This window comes from Ramlibacter sp. (assembly GCF_035627355.1).
In the GTDB taxonomy this organism is placed as follows: domain Bacteria; phylum Pseudomonadota; class Gammaproteobacteria; order Burkholderiales; family Burkholderiaceae_C; genus Ramlibacter.
Genome location: NZ_DASPLW010000053.1, coordinates 1 through 17148 on the forward strand (window position 1 = coordinate 1; position 17148 = coordinate 17148).

Annotated in this window: 15 protein-coding genes and 3 tRNA genes; 6 read left to right on the top strand and 12 right to left on the bottom strand. The window is 70.7% G+C overall.

Annotation, left to right across the window (positions count from 1 at the left end; all coding sequences use genetic code 11):
• On the top strand, nt 1-381 hold a 381-nt coding region (locus VEC03_RS13480; protein ID WP_324915989.1), incomplete at its 5' end, for a YbhB/YbcL family Raf kinase inhibitor-like protein.
• Between the two features lie 48 nt (nt 382-429).
• Here the strand turns inward: VEC03_RS13480 and VEC03_RS13485 are convergent.
• Entirely contained in the window at nt 430-1269 is an 840-nt protein-coding gene (locus VEC03_RS13485; RefSeq protein ID WP_324915990.1) for a Rossmann-like domain-containing protein, read from the bottom strand.
• A 212-nt stretch (nt 1270-1481) separates the two neighbouring features.
• Between VEC03_RS13485 and VEC03_RS13490 the strand changes: the two genes are divergently transcribed.
• Together VEC03_RS13490 and VEC03_RS13495 are read left to right on the top strand one after the other, a co-directional pair.
• Nucleotides 1482-1865, top strand: coding sequence for an MbcA/ParS/Xre antitoxin family protein (locus VEC03_RS13490; protein WP_324915991.1), 384 nt, complete (start codon nt 1482-1484; stop codon nt 1863-1865).
• Nucleotides 1862-2566: an RES family NAD+ phosphorylase gene (locus VEC03_RS13495; protein WP_324915993.1), complete on the top strand. Its 705-nt coding sequence runs from the start codon at nt 1862-1864 to the stop codon at nt 2564-2566. Before VEC03_RS13490 ends, VEC03_RS13495 begins: the two co-directional genes overlap by 4 nt.
• Before the next feature lie 115 nt (nt 2567-2681).
• Here the strand turns inward: VEC03_RS13495 and VEC03_RS13500 are convergent, their stop codons facing one another.
• The 10 genes from VEC03_RS13500 to folC form a co-directional block, all read right to left on the bottom strand.
• Nucleotides 2682-3101 carry an HU family DNA-binding protein gene (locus VEC03_RS13500; RefSeq protein ID WP_324915994.1) on the bottom strand — a complete coding sequence of 140 codons (420 nt, stop codon included), beginning with the start codon at nt 3099-3101 and terminating at the stop codon, nt 2682-2684.
• 243 nt (nt 3102-3344) lie between these two features.
• A tRNA-Asp gene (locus VEC03_RS13505) sits at nt 3345-3421 on the bottom strand.
• A 79-nt stretch (nt 3422-3500) separates the two neighbouring features.
• Nucleotides 3501-3576, bottom strand: a tRNA-Glu gene (locus VEC03_RS13510).
• Between the two features lie 30 nt (nt 3577-3606).
• A tRNA-Ala gene (locus VEC03_RS13515) sits at nt 3607-3682 on the bottom strand.
• A gap of 35 nt (nt 3683-3717) precedes the next feature.
• On the bottom strand, nt 3718-5124 hold the full coding sequence (gene gltX / locus VEC03_RS13520) for a glutamate--tRNA ligase (RefSeq protein ID WP_324915995.1): 1407 nt from the start codon (nt 5122-5124) through the stop codon (nt 3718-3720).
• A 96-nt stretch (nt 5125-5220) separates the two neighbouring features.
• Nucleotides 5221-6435 carry an O-succinylhomoserine sulfhydrylase gene (locus VEC03_RS13525; protein WP_324915997.1) on the bottom strand — a complete coding sequence of 405 codons (1215 nt, stop codon included), beginning with the start codon at nt 6433-6435 and terminating at the stop codon, nt 5221-5223.
• Entirely contained in the window at nt 6435-7955 is a 1521-nt protein-coding gene (purF, locus tag VEC03_RS13530) for an amidophosphoribosyltransferase (protein ID WP_324915998.1), read from the bottom strand. Before purF ends, VEC03_RS13525 begins: the two co-directional genes overlap by 1 nt.
• 10 nt (nt 7956-7965) lie before the next feature.
• Nucleotides 7966-8451: a CvpA family protein gene (locus tag VEC03_RS13535; RefSeq protein WP_324915999.1), complete on the bottom strand. Its 486-nt coding sequence runs from the start codon at nt 8449-8451 to the stop codon at nt 7966-7968.
• Between the two features lie 13 nt (nt 8452-8464).
• On the bottom strand, nt 8465-9298 hold the full coding sequence (locus VEC03_RS13540; RefSeq protein WP_324916001.1) for an SPOR domain-containing protein: 834 nt from the start codon (nt 9296-9298) through the stop codon (nt 8465-8467).
• A gap of 20 nt (nt 9299-9318) precedes the next feature.
• The gene (gene folC, locus VEC03_RS13545) at nt 9319-10617 is read right to left on the bottom strand and encodes a bifunctional tetrahydrofolate synthase/dihydrofolate synthase (RefSeq protein WP_324916002.1); all 1299 of its coding nucleotides are present in this window, start codon (nt 10615-10617) and stop codon (nt 9319-9321) included.
• Nucleotides 10618-10649: 32 nt separating this feature from the next.
• Between folC and VEC03_RS13550 the strand changes: the two genes are divergently transcribed.
• From VEC03_RS13550 to argG, 3 genes are all read left to right on the top strand, one after another.
• Nucleotides 10650-11009: an ArsC family reductase gene (locus VEC03_RS13550; protein WP_324916003.1), complete on the top strand. Its 360-nt coding sequence runs from the start codon at nt 10650-10652 to the stop codon at nt 11007-11009.
• A gap of 96 nt (nt 11010-11105) precedes the next feature.
• The gene (locus VEC03_RS13555; protein ID WP_324916005.1) at nt 11106-11774 is read left to right on the top strand and encodes a glycine zipper 2TM domain-containing protein; all 669 of its coding nucleotides are present in this window, start codon (nt 11106-11108) and stop codon (nt 11772-11774) included.
• Nucleotides 11775-11933: 159 nt separating this feature from the next.
• A complete protein-coding gene (argG, locus tag VEC03_RS13560) occupies nt 11934-13268 on the top strand; it encodes an argininosuccinate synthase (RefSeq protein ID WP_324916006.1) in 1335 nt (444 codons plus the stop codon).
• A gap of 123 nt (nt 13269-13391) precedes the next feature.
• Here the strand turns inward: argG and VEC03_RS13565 are convergent, their stop codons facing one another.
• A complete protein-coding gene (locus VEC03_RS13565) occupies nt 13392-17141 on the bottom strand; it encodes a translocation/assembly module TamB domain-containing protein (RefSeq protein ID WP_324916007.1) in 3750 nt (1249 codons plus the stop codon).
• Between the last annotated feature and the right edge of the window lie 7 nt (nt 17142-17148).

Below are 17148 nucleotides of genomic sequence, written 5' to 3' on the forward strand. Positions count from 1 at the left end.
TGGAGCGGTGCACCCGAAGGCACGAAAAGCTTCGCGCTGACGATGTACGACCCCGACGCGCCCACCGGCTCGGGCTGGTGGCACTGGGTGGTCTACGACATCCCCGCCAACGCGACCGAACTGCCGCGCGGCGCCGGCGCCGCGGGCGGATCCAAACTGCCCTCGGGTGCCAAGCAGGGCCGCACCGACTTCGGCACCCAGGAATACGGCGGCGCCGCGCCGCCGCCCGGCCACGGGCCGCACCGCTACGTCTTCACGCTCTACGCGCTGAACGTCGACAAGCTGGACGTCCCCGACGACGCCTCGGCGGCGTACGTCGGCTTCAACATCCATTTCGCGAAGATCGGCGAGGCGAAGCTGACGGCGAAGTACGAGCGGTGAGGCGAAGGCGCGCGGCAGCGGATTGCCGGGCGGGCGTGACAGCGGCCATCAGCGGGCGGCCAGCAGGAGCTGGTCGAAGCCCGGATAGCGCTGCGGAGTGATGGTGACCTTCCGGGATGCCTCGCCCCATGGCGTTCCGCCAGCCACGCGCGCCAGGAAGGCATCGACATCGACGATCCAGGCGCTTCCGACCGCGCTCACCCCCGCGGCGAACAGCGCATCCGGCGGGCACCCGGCCGATGGCCCGACCAGGGCCACCGCCTGCGCGTGCCGCCAGTGGCACGCGACCTGTTCGAACGTGTCGTTCAGCAGCAGCGTGCTCGTGGACACGATCTTGTTGCAGCCGGCCAGCCGGTGCGGGTCCAGCGTGACGACCAGCCCCGGCTCCTCCCGCACCAGGTCGGCCCTCAGTTCGAGCACGACGACGTCGATGCCCAAGCTGCGTGCCTGCCGGATCAAGGGGCCGAAGTGGCCCACCATCCCCAGCCGGTCGCCGGGCCCCAGGTCCAGGGAGCCGAAGGAATCGACGCCGTCATCGGGCCTGAACCCGGCGCGCTCGTACAGCCGGCGCGTGAGGGCGTTGATCGTGGCCAGGCCGATCGCACGGGCCGCACCATCGCCGGCTGCATAGCCGGCGACCAGGTCGGTCGCCGGGGTTCCGGGCGCGGTCGCCGCGCCGGCATGCAGGGCCTGCAACGTGCCGTCCAGCAGCGTGTACGACAGGCCCACGCTGCCGTCGTCGAGCTGCACGGCACAGAACTCGCTCTCCTTGCCGGGGCGCTCGAGCAGCGGTGGCAGCACCAGGCGCTCCAGCCGCGATGGGCCAAGGGCGGCCTCTATGCGGCCGGCCGACTGGACGAGCCACTGGCGAACAGGTGGGGCACTCACGACACTTCTTCTTGGCTGCGGGGAACGGCAACCCGGCGAGCGCATCCGCCCCATCGGGTGGCCTCCAGGGAGGCCCAGCCAAGAATAGTCCTGGACGCGGGAAAGGCAGCCCGAGCACCCACGCCGGGCCGGGGCTTGCGGGCCGGCGGACGTCTTCAGGCTTGCGATAGCAAGATAATGGTCATAGACTTTCAATAGCAAGGAAATTCGTCATGCCTGAGCTCTCGACTCCCCTGGCCCGGAACCCCGCCGCGGGTCCGGCATTGACCAAGGCGACCCTGCGGGCCGCGGGCCTGCTGGGGTTGTCCAACGCCGCCTTGGCCCGGGTGGTGGGGCTGAGCGAGTCCACCGTCTCGCGCATGGCCAGCGGTGCGCGCCAGCTGGAGATCGGGACCAAGCCGGCCGAGCTCGGCGCCCTGCTGGTGCGCGTCTACCGCTCCCTGGACGCCCTGGTGGGCAACAGCGACCAGCACCGGCTGGCCTGGATGAACAGCTTCAATCGCGCCTTCAACGCCGCACCGAGGGACGCCATCCAGCGCGTCGAAGGGCTGGTGCAGGTGGTGCGCTACCTGGACACGGCGCGCGCGATCGCATGAGCCTCTGGAAGGCTGCCTGGCTGGACGCCACGCGAAGGGTCGAGCGCGACCTGTGGCGCGGGGTGGAAGCGCAGCACCGCGTGGCCACCATGCGCCTGGTGGACAACCGCGAGGAGCAGTTGCTGCTCGAGCAGCTGCTCGAGGACAGCAAGCCCCCGCTGCCGCCCGGGGCCGCGGGCGCGCACTACCTGCTGTTCACGCCCTTTCGCTACGTGCCGGACTGGCCATCGCGTTTCCGCCGGCCGCACGAAGCCGGCGCCTGGTACGGCGCCGACGATCCGGTGACGGTCGCGGCCGAACTGGCGCACTGGCGCTGGCGCTTCTTCATGGACTCGGACGGCTTGCGCGAGGGGCAGCTCGTGACCGAGCACACCTTCTTCCAGGCGCGATTCGCCGGACGGGAACTGGACATCACCGTGCCGCCCTGGGTGGAGCACCGCGCGCGGTGGAGGCACCCGAGCGACTACTCCAGCTGCCACGAGCTCGCCGCCTGCGTGCGCAGTTTGGAACCGCCCCCGCAGTCCATCCGCTACGAATCGGCGCGGCGCGAGGCGGGTTGGTGCGAGGTGGTGTTCGACGTGCAGGCGCTCAGCCTGCCCCGGTTGCACCTGCAGCAGACCTGGACGTGCAAGACGACGCGGGAGCTGGTGATGTTCTCCCACGAGGACGAGTACCTGGCGTTCGAGATGGACAAGGCCTAGGCGCGAATTCATCAGGGCCGCCGTCCGACCCAGGCGGCCCATGCGGTCGTCCATGGCCGCCGGGAATGAAAACGGCCGCCAGCGGCGGCCGTCCTCGATCGACCCACCGGGTGGATCAGAGCGCAGCGTCCTTCAGCTTCTTGAGCGGACGGACCTTCAGCTTGGTCGTCGCCGGCTTGGCCTTGAACACGGTTTCTTCCTTGGTGAAGGGGTTGATGCCCTTGCGCGCCTTCTTGGCCGGGACTGCGATGGCGTTGACCTTCAGCAGGCCGGGCAGCACGAAGGAGCCAGCCCCCTTCTTGTTGACGGACGCGAGAACCGTGCTTTCCAGGGCCGCCATCACGGCCTTGACGGACTTGGGTTCGACGCCCGAGGACTCGGCGAGGTGGCTCACCAGGCCGCTCTTGCTGAACACCTCCTTGATCGGCTTCATCGCGCCAGCCGCGGGCTTCGCAGCTTTCGCCGGAGCCTTCGCGGTGCGGCGTGCAGGGGTCGATTTCTTGGTGGCCGGCTTGGCCTTCTTAGCAGTTGCCATGTACTTCCGTGTGTGTCGTTGCCTCGGACATTCGAGGTGGGTGGCATTCTAGAAGGAGCAAAGCGCCCAGGTACCGTTGCGATGCGGCGATCCACCTCGCCGCCCAAGCCAGCGAATGCATCGTTGCGTAGCCAGGCTACGCGCCCTTGGCAGCCCGACGCGACACAAGCCCGGCGCATTCCGAAGTTGCAATGAGAACGGGGGTTTGCTCCTACTTCCGTAGCAACAAACCCCCGTGAATGGTGGCGGAGTGGACGGGACTCGAACCCGCGACCCCCGGCGTGACAGGCCGGTATTCTAACCGACTGAACTACCACTCCGCGTCGGTGCAGGTGTTCCCCCGACGATGCGGGGCAAGTGCCTGCCACTTGTTGCCTGATGCCCGTTGCCGGGTTGACCTGGCGACCCTACGGGGATTCGAACCCCGGTACTCACCGTGAAAGGGTGATGTCCTAGGCCTCTAGACGATAGGGTCGAAACCTTGGAACTCCCGACACCTTGCACTTGGTGGAGGTAAGCGGGATCGAACCGCTGACCTCTTGCATGCCATGCAAGCGCTCTCCCAGCTGAGCTATACCCCCGCTTGGTGTCGAGCCGCAGATTCTACACTGAAAAATCAGGCCTTCGCCAGCCTCATCAACACGATCTCGCGGGGTAACAGCTCCAGCACCGCATCCAGCGAGGGCGATTGCGGCGTGCCCAGCACCAGCACCCGCACCGGCATGGCCAGCTGGGGCATCTTCAGGCCGGTGGCACGCAGCACTTCCTTCAGGCTCTCGGCTATGGAGGCCTTCTCCCAGGGCACACCCTCCAGCATCTTCGCCAGCATGCCGATCGCGGGGCGCACGCCTTCGGTGATGTGCCTGGCGACGTCCTCCGCGCTGGGCTGCACCTCCTGGTAGAAGCGCTGCGCCCAATCGGCCAGCACCACGGTCGTGTCGCTGCGGTCCTTGAGCAGGCCGCACAGTCGCGGCAGCCGCTCATCCGGTTCGATGCCGCGCTTGCGCAACTGTTCCCCCACCAGCAGCGCCAGCTGCTCGTCGGGGGTCGCCTTCATGTGCTGGGCGTTCACCCAGCGCAGCTTGGCCTCGTCGAACTGCGCGGCGCTCTTGCCCAGGTGGTCGAGGTCGAACCACTGCAGGAACTGCTCGCGGCTGAAGATCTCGTCGTCGCCGTGCGACCAGCCCAGGCGCGCCAGGTAGTTCACCATGGCCTCCGGCAGGAAACCCTCGTCGCGGTACTGGGTGACCGGCTTGGCGCCGTGGCGCTTGCTCATCTTCTCCACGCGCACGGTGCCGTCCTGGCCGACGACGGGCTGCAGCACGGTGGGCAGGTGCGCGTACACCGGCGGCTCCTTGCCGAGCGCGCGGAAGATGTTGATCTGGCGCGGCGTGTTGTTGACGTGGTCGTCGCCGCGGATCACGTGGGTGATCCCCATGTCGATGTCGTCGACCACCACGCAGAAGTTGTAGGTGGGCGTGCCGTCGGGCCGCGCGATCACCAGGTCGTCCAGTTCCTCGTTGCGGATCTCGATGCGGCCCTTGACCTTGTCGTCCCAGGCCACCACCCCCGTGAGCGGGTTGCGGAAGCGCAGCACCGGCAGCACGCCCTCGGGCACCGGCGGCAGCGTCTTGCCCGGCTCCGGGCGCCAGGTGCCGTCGTAGCGCGGCTTCTCCTTGTTGGCCATCTGCCGCTCGCGCAGCGCGTCCAGCTCGGCCACGCTCATGTAGCAGGGATAGACCAGGCCCTGCTCCTGCATCTGCCGGATCACTTCCTTGTAGCGATCCATCCGCTGCATCTGGTAGTAGGGCCCTTCATCGTGGTCCAGGCCGAGCCAGGCCATGCCCTGCAGGATGACGTCGACGGCTTCCTGCGAGGAGCGTTCCAGGTCGGTGTCCTCGATGCGCAGGATGAACTTGCCGCCGGTGGAACGGGCGAAAGCCCAGGGGTAAAGGGCCGAGCGGATGTTGCCGAGGTGGATGAAACCCGTGGGGGAAGGGGCGAAACGCGTGCGGGTGGACATGAGGCGGGATTGTGGCGGCTCGCGACGGGAATGGCGGAAGCACTGGATCCCGGCGCGAGCCTGCCTTCGAAGCGTCGGGATGACGTGAAACCGGATCTAGAGCGTGCCCAGGCCTCGCTCCAGGTCGTCCTTGAGGTCCTCGACGTGCTCCAGGCCGACGGCCAGGCGGACCAGGTTCTGGCGGATGCCCGCCGCCTGCCGCTGGGCCTCGGTCAGGCGGCCATGCGAGGTGCTGGCCGGATGGGTGACGATGCTCTTCACGTCGCCCAGGTTGGCGGTGACCGACAGCAGCCGGGTCGAATCGATCACATGGAAGGCGTTGCGGCGCGCCTCCTCGGCATCGCGCGCCTTGACGTCGAAGCCCAGCACCGCGCCGCCGCGACCGGACTGCTGGGCCATGGCCAGTTCATGCTGCGGATGGCTGGGCAGGCCGGGGTAGTACACGCGCTCGACCTTGGGGTGCGCTTCCAGCCAGCGCGCCAGTTCCAGCGCGCGCAGCGACTGCGCCTCCATGCGGATGCCCAGCGTCTCCAGCCCCTTGAGCACCACCCAGGCGTTGAAGGGCGACAGGCTGATGCCGGCGCTGCGCATCACGGGCACGAACTTGCCGGTGACCAGTTCCTGGCTGGCGCACAAGGCGCCGGCGATCACCCGGCCCTGCCCGTCCAGGTACTTGGTGCCCGAGTGCACCACGATGTCGGCGCCGAACTTCGCCGGCTGTTGCAGCGCCGGCGAGCAGAAGCAGTTGTCCACAGCCAGCAGCGCGCCCGACGCGTGCGCGATGTCGGCCAGCGCGCGGATGTCGCACACGTCCGCCAGCGGGTTGGTGGGCGTTTCGGCGAACAGCAGTTTCGTCTGCGGGCGGATCGCCGCCTTCCACTCGGCCACGTCGGTCTGCGAGACGAAGGTGGTCTCCACGCCGAACTTCGCGAACTCGGTGCCGATCAGCTTGAGCGTGGAGCCGAACACGGAGCGCGAGCACACGATGTGGTCGCCCGACTTCAGGAGCGACAGGCACAGCAGCAGGATCGCGCCCATGCCGCTGGCAGTGCCGACCGCCGCCTCCATGCCTTCCATCGCGGCCAGCCGCATCTCCATGCTGGCAACCGTGGGGTTGGAGAAGCGCGAGTAGATGAAGCCTTCCTCCTCGCCCGCGAAGCGGCGCGCCGCCAGTTCGCTGTTCGGCTGGGTGAAGCTGGAACTGAGGAACAGGGCTTCGGAGTTCTCGCCGTACTGGCTCTTGTCGACGGCGGCGCGCACCGCCAGCGTCTCGGGCCGCAGCCCGTCCGGGAGCTTGCGATCGGCGGCCATCAGGCGTCCTGCGCGTTGGGCAGGGCCAGCCGGGAGGTGGTCTCCTCCAGCGGGTCTTCCTGGCCGACGCGGGCCTCGTTGATCTTCGCGATGTCGTCCGGGTTGATGTCGCCCGTCACGTACACGCCGTCGAAGCAGGAGGCATCGAAGCCGTCCAGCTTGGGCGCGCCCGGCCCCGCGGCCGCGGCCACGGCCCGCTTCATGGGCTCCACGTCCTGGTAGATCAGCGCATCGCAGCCGATGATCTGGCGCACTTCCTCGATGCTGCGGTTGTGGGCCACCAGCTCGCTGGCCGTGGGCATGTCGATGCCGTAGACGTTGGGATAGCGCACCGGCGGCGCCGCGCTGGCCAGGTAGACCTTCTTCGCGCCGGCGTCGCGCGCCATCTGCACGATCTCGCGGCTGGTGGTGCCGCGCACGATGGAGTCGTCCACCAGCAGCACGTTGCGGCCGCGGAACTCGCTGCCGATCACGTTGAGCTTCTGGCGCACCGACTTCTTGCGCACGCCCTGCCCCGGCATGATGAAGGTGCGGCCGACGTAGCGGTTCTTGACGAAGCCCTCGCGGTAGGGGAGGCCCAGCAGCTGCGCGAGCTGCGTGGCGCTCGGCCGGCTGGACTCGGGGATCGGGATCACCACGTCGATCTCGTTGGGCGGCACGGTGGAGATCACCCGCTTGGCCAGCGTCTCGCCCATGTTCAGGCGCGCCTGGTAGACCGAGATGCCGTCCAGCACCGAATCGGGCCGCGCCAGGTACACGTACTCGAAGATGCAGGGATAGAGCTTGGGATCGTCGGCGCACTGGCGCGAATGCACCTGCCCCTGCAGGTCGATGAACACTGCCTCGCCCGGCGCCACGTGGCGCTCGAACACGTGGCCGGTGCCTTCCAGCGTGACCGACTCGCTGGCCACCATCACGGTGCCGTCCTTGCCGCGGCCCAGCGACAGCGGCCGGATGCCGAACGGGTCGCGGAAGGCCAGCACGCCGTGGCCGGCGATCAGTGCGATCACGGCATACGAGCCGCGCACCCGCCGGTGCACGTTGCGCACCGCCGCGAACACCTCGTCCGGCTGCAGCGGCAGGCCGCGCGTGGCCTTCTCCAGCTCGTGCGCGAAGACGTTGAGCAGTACCTCCGAGTCGCTCTCGGTGTTGATGTGGCGGTGATCGGTGGAGAACAGCTCGGCCTTGAGCGCCTGCGCGTTGGTCAGGTTGCCGTTGTGCACCAGCACGATGCCGAAGGGCGCGTTCACGTAGAACGGCTGGGCTTCCTCCTCGCTGTACGCATTGCCCGCAGTGGGGTAGCGCACCTGGCCCAGCCCGGCATTGCCCGGCAGCGCACGCATGTTGCGGGTGCGGAACACGTCGCGCACCATGCCCTTGGCCTTGTGCATGAAGAACTTGCGGCCCTGCTGGGTCACGATGCCGGCCGCGTCCTGGCCGCGGTGCTGCAGCAGCAGCAGCGCGTCATAGATCAGCTGGTTGACGGGGGCGCCGCTGACGGCGCCGACGATTCCACACATGTGTGTCTTCCTAGGGCAGGTATTGCCCGAATTCGCCCGGCAGCACCGGCTTCAATCCCCGCAGCGCCGCGGTCGAGACCTCGGCGCCCGCTGCCTCGGTCCACCACGGCGCGGTGCGCAGCGGCGTCATGTTCACCACCACGGCCAGCGCCAGCAGGATCACCACGCCGCGCACCACCCCGAAGGCCGCGCCCAGCGTGCGGTCGACCGGACGCAGCCCCACGGCCTCGATCAGCTTGCGGCTGGCCCAGGCCAGCAGCCCGCCGGCGAAGACCGCCAGCACGAACACGATGGCGAACGAAGCGGCATACCTCAGCGGCTCGGCGGCCCCGCCCATGGGCAGCATGGGAGCAACCTGCGGCGCCAGCCACTGTGCCACCAGAAAGGCCGCAAACCAGCTCAGCACGGACAGCACTTCGTAGACCAGCCCGCGCAGCGCCCCCAGCAGCAGCGAAATCGCCAGCACGCCAAGGAACACCCAGTCGAGCGTCGCCATCCGCGCCCTGCCCTCACAAGGTGAGGATGGCCGCGGGCAAATCCAGAGCCTTGATCCTGCCGGCCGCCTTGTCGGCTTCGGCACGCGAATCGAACGGGCCCACCCGCACCCGGGTGCGCTTGCCGTCCTTGGTCTCGGCCACGTGCGTGTAGGTCTTGAGCCCGGCGCGCTCCACCTTCAGGCGGGTCTCGCGAGCCTTGGCCGGGTCGGCGAACGCGCCGACCTGCACCACGAAGCGGCCTTCGGCGGCCGGCGCCGCCGCGGCCTGCTTCGAGGCGATGGCGACTTTCATCGGCTTGCCCTCGAGCAGTGCGCGGGCGCGGTCGGCATCGGAGTCGGTGGCGGGCTTGGGCTCGGCCGGCGTCGTGGCGGGCTGCGGCTTGTCGGCCGCGGCTACCGCCTTCGGTGCTTCCTTCGCCTCGACGGGCTTGTCCTGTGCCTTGGCCTCGGCTTTCGCTTCCGCCTTGACTTCAGGCTCCGGCTCGCCGGCGGCCGGCGTCACGCTGCCCGAGGCGACGTGCCGTCCGGACGGCGAGGCGGCCGGTTGGCTGGCGGGCGGCGCTTCGGCCGCCTGGCTGGCAACAACCTGCGGCGCCGGCGCCGCGGAGACGGGCAAGGTCAGCGGCTTGACCTTGTTGCGGTCGGGAATCTCGATCGGGATGTCGACGGCCACCGGCCTCGGCTGCGTGTCGAACAGCAGCGGAAAGCCGAGCACGCCCACCAGCACCAGCACGGCCGCACCGATCAGGCGGTGGCGCGCCCGGCGCCGCAGGGCCTCCACGCTTTCGGTCTGCGCCGGGGCGGCCGATTTCTCGGAACCTGCCTTGCGGAACTTGAAAAAGGCCATGGAGCGTGTCGCCTTGGAATTCAGGGGGCCAGGTGCTTGGCCTTCAGGCGAGGCAATCCGCCCTTGAGGACGCCGCCCACCGTGTAGAACGATCCGAAGACCAGGATTCTATCAGTGGGGTTCGCTTCGGCCAGCGCGCATTCGAGCGCTTCGCGCGGGTTCGCGTGCGTGCTCGCGTCGACGTCGTGGCACACCGTGACGGACTTCCACAAGGCCTGCAGGTCCTGCGCGGAAGCGGCGCGCGGCGTGTCCAGGTCGGTGAAGTGCCAGCGATCCACCATCACGTCCATGCGGCGCAGGATGGCTTCGAGATCCTTGTCCGCCATCGCGCCGAACACCGCCCGCGTGGCCGGGTAGAAGCCCATCGCATCCAGGTTGGCCGCGAGCGCCGCTACCGCGTGCGGGTTGTGCGCCACGTCCAGCACCAGCGTCGGCTCGCCCGGCACGATCTGGAAGCGGCCGGGCAGCTCCACCAGGCCGATGCCGGCGCGCACCGCCTGCGCCGTGATCGGGATGCGGTCGCGCAGCGCGGCCAGCGCGGCCAGCACGCCCGAGGCATTGAGCAACTGGTTGGCGCCGCGCAGCGCCGGATAGGCCAGCCCGGCATAGCGCCGGCCGCGCCCGGCCCAGGCCCACTGCTGCTTGTCGCCGGTGAAGTTGTAGTCGCGCCCGTGCAGCCACAGGTCGGCGCCGATCGCCTCCGCGGCCTCGACCACGCTGGCTGGCGGCATGGGGTCGCTGACGATCGCCGGCTTGCCGGCCCGAAGGATGCCGGCCTTCTCGCGGCCGATCGCCTCGCGGTCGCCGCCGAGGAATTCCTGGTGGTCCAGGTCGATGCTGGTGAGGATGGCGCAGTCGGTGTCGATCACGTTGACCGCGTCCAGCCGCCCGCCCAGGCCCACTTCCAGGATCGCGACATCGAGCCGGCTGGCGGCCATGAGGTCCAGGATGGCCAGGGTGGTGAACTCGAAGTAGGTCAGCTGCACGCCCTGGCGCGCCTGCTCCACCCGCTCGAAGTGCGGCACCAGCGCGTCGGCCGTCACCGTTTCGCCGGCGATGCGGCAGCGTTCCTCGAAATCCACCAGGTGGGGCGAGGTGTAGACGCCGGTGCGCCAGCCCGCCTGCTGCAGGATGGCTTCGGCCAGGGCGCAGGTCGAGCCCTTGCCGTTGGTGCCGGCGACCGTGATCACCGGGCAGTCGAAGGCCAGCCCCATGCGCTGCGCCACCTCGCGCACCCGATCGAGCCCCAGTTCGATCGCCTTGGGGTGCAGGCGCTCGCAATGCGCCAGCCAGTCCTGCAATGTCTGCCCGTTCTGCATGGGGCGATTGTCCGCGCCTTTAGGATCGCCCCATGAGCATCACCGTCTATGGCATCCCGAACTGCGACACCGTGAAGAAGGCGCGCGCCTGGCTGGACGGCCAGGGGCTGGCCTACCGCTTCCATGACTTCAAGAAGGCGGGCGTGCCGGCCGATCGGCTGGCCTCCTGGAGCGCGGCGGTCGGCTGGGAAAAGCTGGTGAACCGGCAGGGCACCACCTGGCGCAAGCTGGATCCCGCGCTGCAGGCCGGCGTGCGCGACGACGCATCGGCACGCGAGCTGATGCAGGCCCAGCCCAGCCTCATCAAGCGACCGGTGGTCGAGTGGCCGGGCGGACACACCACGGTCGGTTTCGATGCGGGCGCCTGGGAAGCCTTGGCCGCGGCCCGCTGAGGCCGGAACTTTTACCCAGCATTTACCGTAACGCCGAGCCATCGCCGCGGCCGCTGCCTAGAATTTGGGCATGCGGGCAACGCAAGCGAGGCCACTGTGAACAAGTCCATCCTTCTCCCCCTGGCGGCCCTGGCCGCGGCGGGCGCCGTACAGGCGCAGGAAGTCGGTCGCGTGATCTCCAGCACGCCGGTTATCCAGCAGGTCGCGGTACCGCGGCAGGTCTGCACGCAGCAGCCGGTCGCCGTCCAGCACCAGCCCAGCGGAGCCGGCGCCTTGCTCGGCGCCATCGCCGGCGGTTTTCTCGGCAATTCGATCGGCGACGGCGGCGGGCGTGCCGCCGCCACCGCGCTCGGCGTGGTCGGCGGTGCCATGGTGGGCAACAACATCGAGCGCCCGGGCACCGAGGTCCAGAACGTGCAGAACTGCACGACCCAGACGTACTACGAGAACCGCGCCGTCAGCTACAACGTGGTGTACGAGTACGCCGGGCGCCAGTACTCGGTGAACATGCCCAACGATCCCGGCCCCACCGTGCAGCTGCAGGTCACGCCGGTGGGCGTGCCGCCCGCCACCTCCGCCGCGCCCGCGCCGGCCGCACCCGCCGTCACCGCGCCGGTGGTCGTCGCGCCGCCGCAGGTGGTCGTGACACAGGCCTACCCGGCCTACTACCACCGGCCCTACTACTACCAGCCGCCGGTGTCGCTGCATTTCGGTTTCGTGCACCGCAGCGGCGGGCACCACCACGGCCATCGCCACTGGCGATAGGCCCAAGGGCCAACCCGGATCCGCGCCGCCGCCCGGCACCGGGCCGGCGGCGCGCCCACTTTAGAATCCCCTGTTTCCTGCGGCATCGCACCGAGCCGCGCGCCTGCGCGCCCTGCACCAGGGTCCGCAGCCCCTAGCACCAAGTCGCGAGCCCCCAGCGTGAGCACCATCCTCGAACACCTGCCCGCCGGCCAGAAGGTCGGCATCGCCTTCTCCGGCGGCCTGGACACCAGCGCCGCGCTGCACTGGATGCGCCAGAAGGGCGCGATCCCGTACGCCTACACCGCCAACCTGGGCCAGCCCGACGAGCCGGACTACGACGAGATCCCGCGCAAGGCGATGCAGTACGGCGCCGAGAAGGCCCGGCTGATCGACTGCCGCAAGCAGCTGGCGCACGAAGGCATCGCGGCGCTGCAGGCCGGCGCCTTCCACATCTCCACGGCCGGCCTGACCTACTTCAACACCACCCCGCTCGGGCGCGCGGTCACCGGCACCATGCTGGTCGCCGCCATGAAGGAGGACGACGTCCACATCTGGGGCGACGGCAGCACCTTCAAGGGCAACGACATCGAGCGCTTCTACCGCTACGGCCTGCTGACCAACCCCGCGCTGAAGGTCTACAAGCCCTGGCTGGACCAGGCCTTCATCGACGAACTGGGCGGCCGCGCCGAGATGAGCGCGTTCATGCAGAAGGCCGGCTTCGCCTACAAGATGTCGGCCGAGAAGGCGTACAGCACCGACAGCAACATGCTGGGCGCGACGCACGAGGCCAAGGACCTGGAGCACCTGAGCTCCGGCATCCGGATCGTCAACCCGATCATGGGGGTGGCCTTCTGGCGCGAGGACGTGCCGGTCAAGGCCGAGGAAGTGCGCGTGCGCTTCGAGGAAGGCCAGCCGGTTGCGCTGAACGGCAAGACCTTCGACGACCCGGTCGAGCTGATCATGGAAGCCAACCGCATCGGCGGCCGCCATGGCCTGGGCATGAGCGACCAGATCGAGAACCGCATCATCGAGGCCAAGAGCCGCGGCATCTACGAGGCCCCCGGCCTGGCGCTGCTGTTCATCGCCTACGAGCGGCTGGTCACCGGCATCCACAACGAGGACACCATCGAGCAGTACCGCGACCACGGTCGGCGCCTGGGCCGCCTGCTGTACCAGGGTCGCTGGTTCGACCCGCAGGCCATCATGCTGCGCGAGACGGCGCAGCGCTGGGTGGCGCGCGCGATCACCGGCGAGGTGACGCTGGAGCTGCGCCGTGGCAACGACTACTCGCTGCTGGACACCCAGTCGCCCAACCTCACCTACCAGCCCGAGCGGCTGACCATGGAAAAGGGCGAGTCCATGTTCTCCCCGCGCGACCGCATCGGCCAGCTCACCATGCGCAACCTCGACATCGTGGACACGCGCGACAAGCTGGGCGTCTACAGCAAGGCCGGCCTGCTGTCGCTCGGTAGCGGCGCGGCGCTGCCGCAGCTGGGCGACGAGAAGAAATAAGCCTCCGAGGCGGAAGCCCTGGATTCCCGCCTTCGCGGGAATGACGAATACCTGCGCCCTCGCCTGCTTCGTCATCCTCCGCGAAGGCGGGAGGATCCAGTCGACGCGAAGCGTCGCCCCGATTCAGTCGTATGCGAAGGTCATGATCAGGTCCGCCGCGACCCGGTCGCCCGCCTGCAGCCGGATCGTCAGCCGCTGCGACAGGTCGTAGAAGATGTACAGCGTGCCCAGCGCGCCCACCAGGCTGCGTTCGTACGACGCGTAGAGGTCGCGCCCCAGTCGCTTGCCCAGGGTGACGGCCGGCCCGTCGGCCCCGTCGCGGCGGAAGCCCAGTTCGTCCAGGCCCAGCAAGGCCGCGGGCCCCTTGCCGCTGCCGCCCCCGCCGGCGCGCCGCTGCAGCAGCGCCATCGCCGCCGATTGCAGCAGCGCGGTCTCGGCGCCCCCTGCCGCCGCCGGCCGCCCCAGCACCAGCCAGGCCAGCTTCTCCGACTCGGGCAGGTCCGGCTCGGCGTACAGGCGCACGAAGGGCGCCTGGGCGGTGCCGGTGATCTGCACGCCGACCTTCTGCGCCAGCCGGGGCCGGATCGCCAGCACGTCCAGCGCCGGGTTGTCGGCCGGGCCGGTGAAGCGCAGCACGCCGCGCTCGATCTCCAGCCGCTGGCCGTAGGCCTCGTACTCGCCGCCGACGGTGCGGATCAAGCCCGTGAGCCGCGGCTCGGTCACCGACTGGCCCGACACCGCCAGGGTGCCCGCCAGCCGGGTCTGGATGCCACGGCCCTGGAGGCGGAAATCCCGGCCCAGGTCCAGCGATACGTCCATGGTGACCGGCCGGCGCCCCGCGCGGGCGCCGTTCTCCGGATCGCCCCGGCCCAGCGAGACGCCGGGCGGCAGGTTGCGCACCACCACGTCGTCGCCCAGTCGGGGCGTCGATTCGTCCGGCAGGGTGATGCGCGCGCGATCCACCTGCAGCGCGCCGCGCACCTCGACGCCCGCGGCGGGCGCGATCGCGGCCACCAGCCGGCCCGACAGCGTGATCTCGCGATCGCTGCGCGTGCTGGCCCGCAGCTGCTCGATCTGCACCGCCAGGCGCGCCTGCACGCCCTGGCCCGTCCAGCCGGCCTCGCCGCTGCCGCTGACCCGGCCGCCGTCCGGGCCGGCGCCGAACAGCAGGAACTCCGTGATCGACAGCTGCTGGCCCTCCAGCCGCGCCCGCAAGCGCCCGCCCTGCAAGGCGATGCCGTCGACCACCGAGCGCAGCGCCAGGTTCTCGGCGACCAGAGGGCCGGCCAGCCGCGGATCGGACCGGGTGCCGGACACCGCGATGTCCGCCTGCACCGATCCGCGCAGCCGCCAGCCCGGCGGCGCCAGCACGGACCACACGCCGAGGCGCGGCAAGCGCGCCTGGATGGAACCGGACAGCGGCGCATCGGCCGCCCAGGCCCAGCCACCGCCCTGCCGTGACAGCTGCGTGGCGATGCGCGCCTGGGCGCTGCCGGCGCGCTCCGAATCCCACAGCAGGGCCGCCGTCACCGCTTCGCCCTCGCCGTCCAGCGTCACCTGCGCCTGTCGCACGCCGGCCGGCACCCGGGTCGGCCCGCCGTCGGCGGCCTCGGCCTGCACCGAGATGTCGCCACTGCTGCGCGCCAGCGAGGCCTGCAGCCGCAGGCGATCGCCCAGGCGCAGGTCCCAGCGTCCCTCGAACACCAGGTCGCCCGAGAGCGCCGAGCCCGCCAGCTGCGGGCCGCCCAGCAGCTCCGCCCAGGCCATGGGCAAGCCGGTGATGCGGCCTGCGGTGTGCAGTTCGCCCGACGCCCAGTTGACCGGCTCCCAGGCCAGCACGGCCGGGGGCTGAGCCGGCGTCGCCGCGGCCCCGGCCGCGGCCGGCGCGGGCGGCGCAGCCAGGGTCGCCTGCGAGGCGCCGGCGACCAGCCGACCGGACGCCCAGGACAGCGCCAGCGGCTGCCGCAAGGCCAGGCGCCAGGGGCCACCGCCACCGATGGCCGGATCGCGCAACTGCGCCTGCAGCGCATCGACCTGCCCCTGCCACGCGCCGCGCGGCTGGCGCCCGCCACGGCCGGCCAGGTCCAGCGCCAGCTGGCGTTCGCCCTGCAGCGCCTGGGCGCGCAACTCGATGCGCGCATCCGCCAGCCGACCGTCCAGTCGCAGCGTGGCGTCGCGCACCGCCCAGGGCGCCACTTCATCCGGGCCGGTCGCGGGCTGGAGTCGGGGGACCGTCAGCGTGCCCTCCACTTCCGGATCGTCCCAGCCGCCCTGCCAGGCGAACTGCGCCTCCGCGCTCCCGGCCAGCAGGCGCTCCGGCAGCGCCAATGGCACCCCGGGCAGTTTCATCAGCCACTGCTGGGCCAGCGCGACGTCGGCCAGGCTGAGCTTCGCATTGCCGCCACCGCGCGTGCGCCCCACCGATCCCACGGCGCGCACGCGCAGCCCGGGCGCCTCCAGGTCGGCGCGGCCGCGGCCGAATCGCGCGGCCGGCTCCAGGTCCAGCGCTGCGTCCAGCCGGGCGTCGGCGGTGTTCACCACCAGCAGCGGCAGCGCGAGTGCCTTGCCTTCCCAGCGCCCGCGGGCCTGCAGCGAGCGCAGCTCCAGCGCACCCACGGCCGCCGCCAGTTCGTTGCCCGGGGGGCGTGCCGGCGGCAGGCCCTCGGCCGCCGTGAGGGCGGTGTCGAACAGCAGCGCCTCGCCGACGGCCTGCAGCGAGGCCCGGCCACCCACCGGCAGCGGCGCCATCGCCGTGTGCACGGCCGCCGGGTTGACGCCGCTGAGCGTCGCCTCGATGCGCCAGGCCTGCTCGCTGTCCCACTCGCCGCGCGCCTGCACCCGGCCGCCACCGACCTCGGCCTGCAACTGGCGCACGAAGGCCTGCGCCGGCAGCCGCCAGTCGCCATCGAACTGCACCCGCGAGGCCGGGGCGCGATGGCGATCCCAGGGGCCAGGCAGCGCGTTGCGCAGGTCGGCCACCACCGCCCAGGTCGCTGCGTCGCGCGGCTCCAGGGTGACGCGCCCGGACAGCAGCGTGTGCGGCGCCTGCGGCCAGATGGCACCGGCGTCGAAGGCTTCGAAATCGGCCCGCGCACGCGCCACCGGCAGCGGCTCCCACGGCGTCACCCGGGCCACCAGCGTGGCCTGCGTGTCCCCGGCGCTGCCGGGTTCGGCCTGCACCTTGGCCTGCAGGTCGAAGTCCGCCAGCCCGCCGTCGGCGCGCGCCTGGAACACCAGCGGCAGCGGCGCGCGGCCACCCGGCACCGGCGCCGCGATGCGGCCCTGCAGGTGGACGCTGAGTGCGAACGGCTCCCGCCCGCCCACACGCAGCTCGCCGCGGTAGTGGCCGTCCAGCGCCCGCAGGTTGCGCAGGTCCAGCCGGTGCGCGGTGCCGTCGTAGACGTAGCGGGCAACGCCCTCGCGCAGCACCACCGAGGACTTCCCCACCCACTCGAGCCGCCCCACGGTGATCTCGTCCACCACCACCTGCAGCGGCAGCGCCAGGCTGTCCGGCAATTGGGGACGCTCGCCGGTGTCGGGCCGGCTGTCCTCGACGCGGATCACGGCGGCGCGCAGGTGGTCCAGCGCCAGCCGCCGCTGCAGCAAGGCGAGCGGCTGCCAGGCGAGCTCCGCCTGCTGCGCCTGCACGCGCAGGCCCGGCTGGCTCCAGCTGAGCTGCTCCACCCGCAGGCCGTGGCGCAGCGAGCCGGTCACCCCCTCGGCGTGCAGCGCCGGCAGGCGGCGCGCCGCCTGTTGCAGCGCCCACTCGGCCGAGCCCTCGCGGCCGGACCACCACCACAGCACGGCGGCCGCGACGGCCAGCAGGACCAGCAGCAGTGCCAGCACACCCACCAGCCATCGGAATGCCTTCATGCCGGGC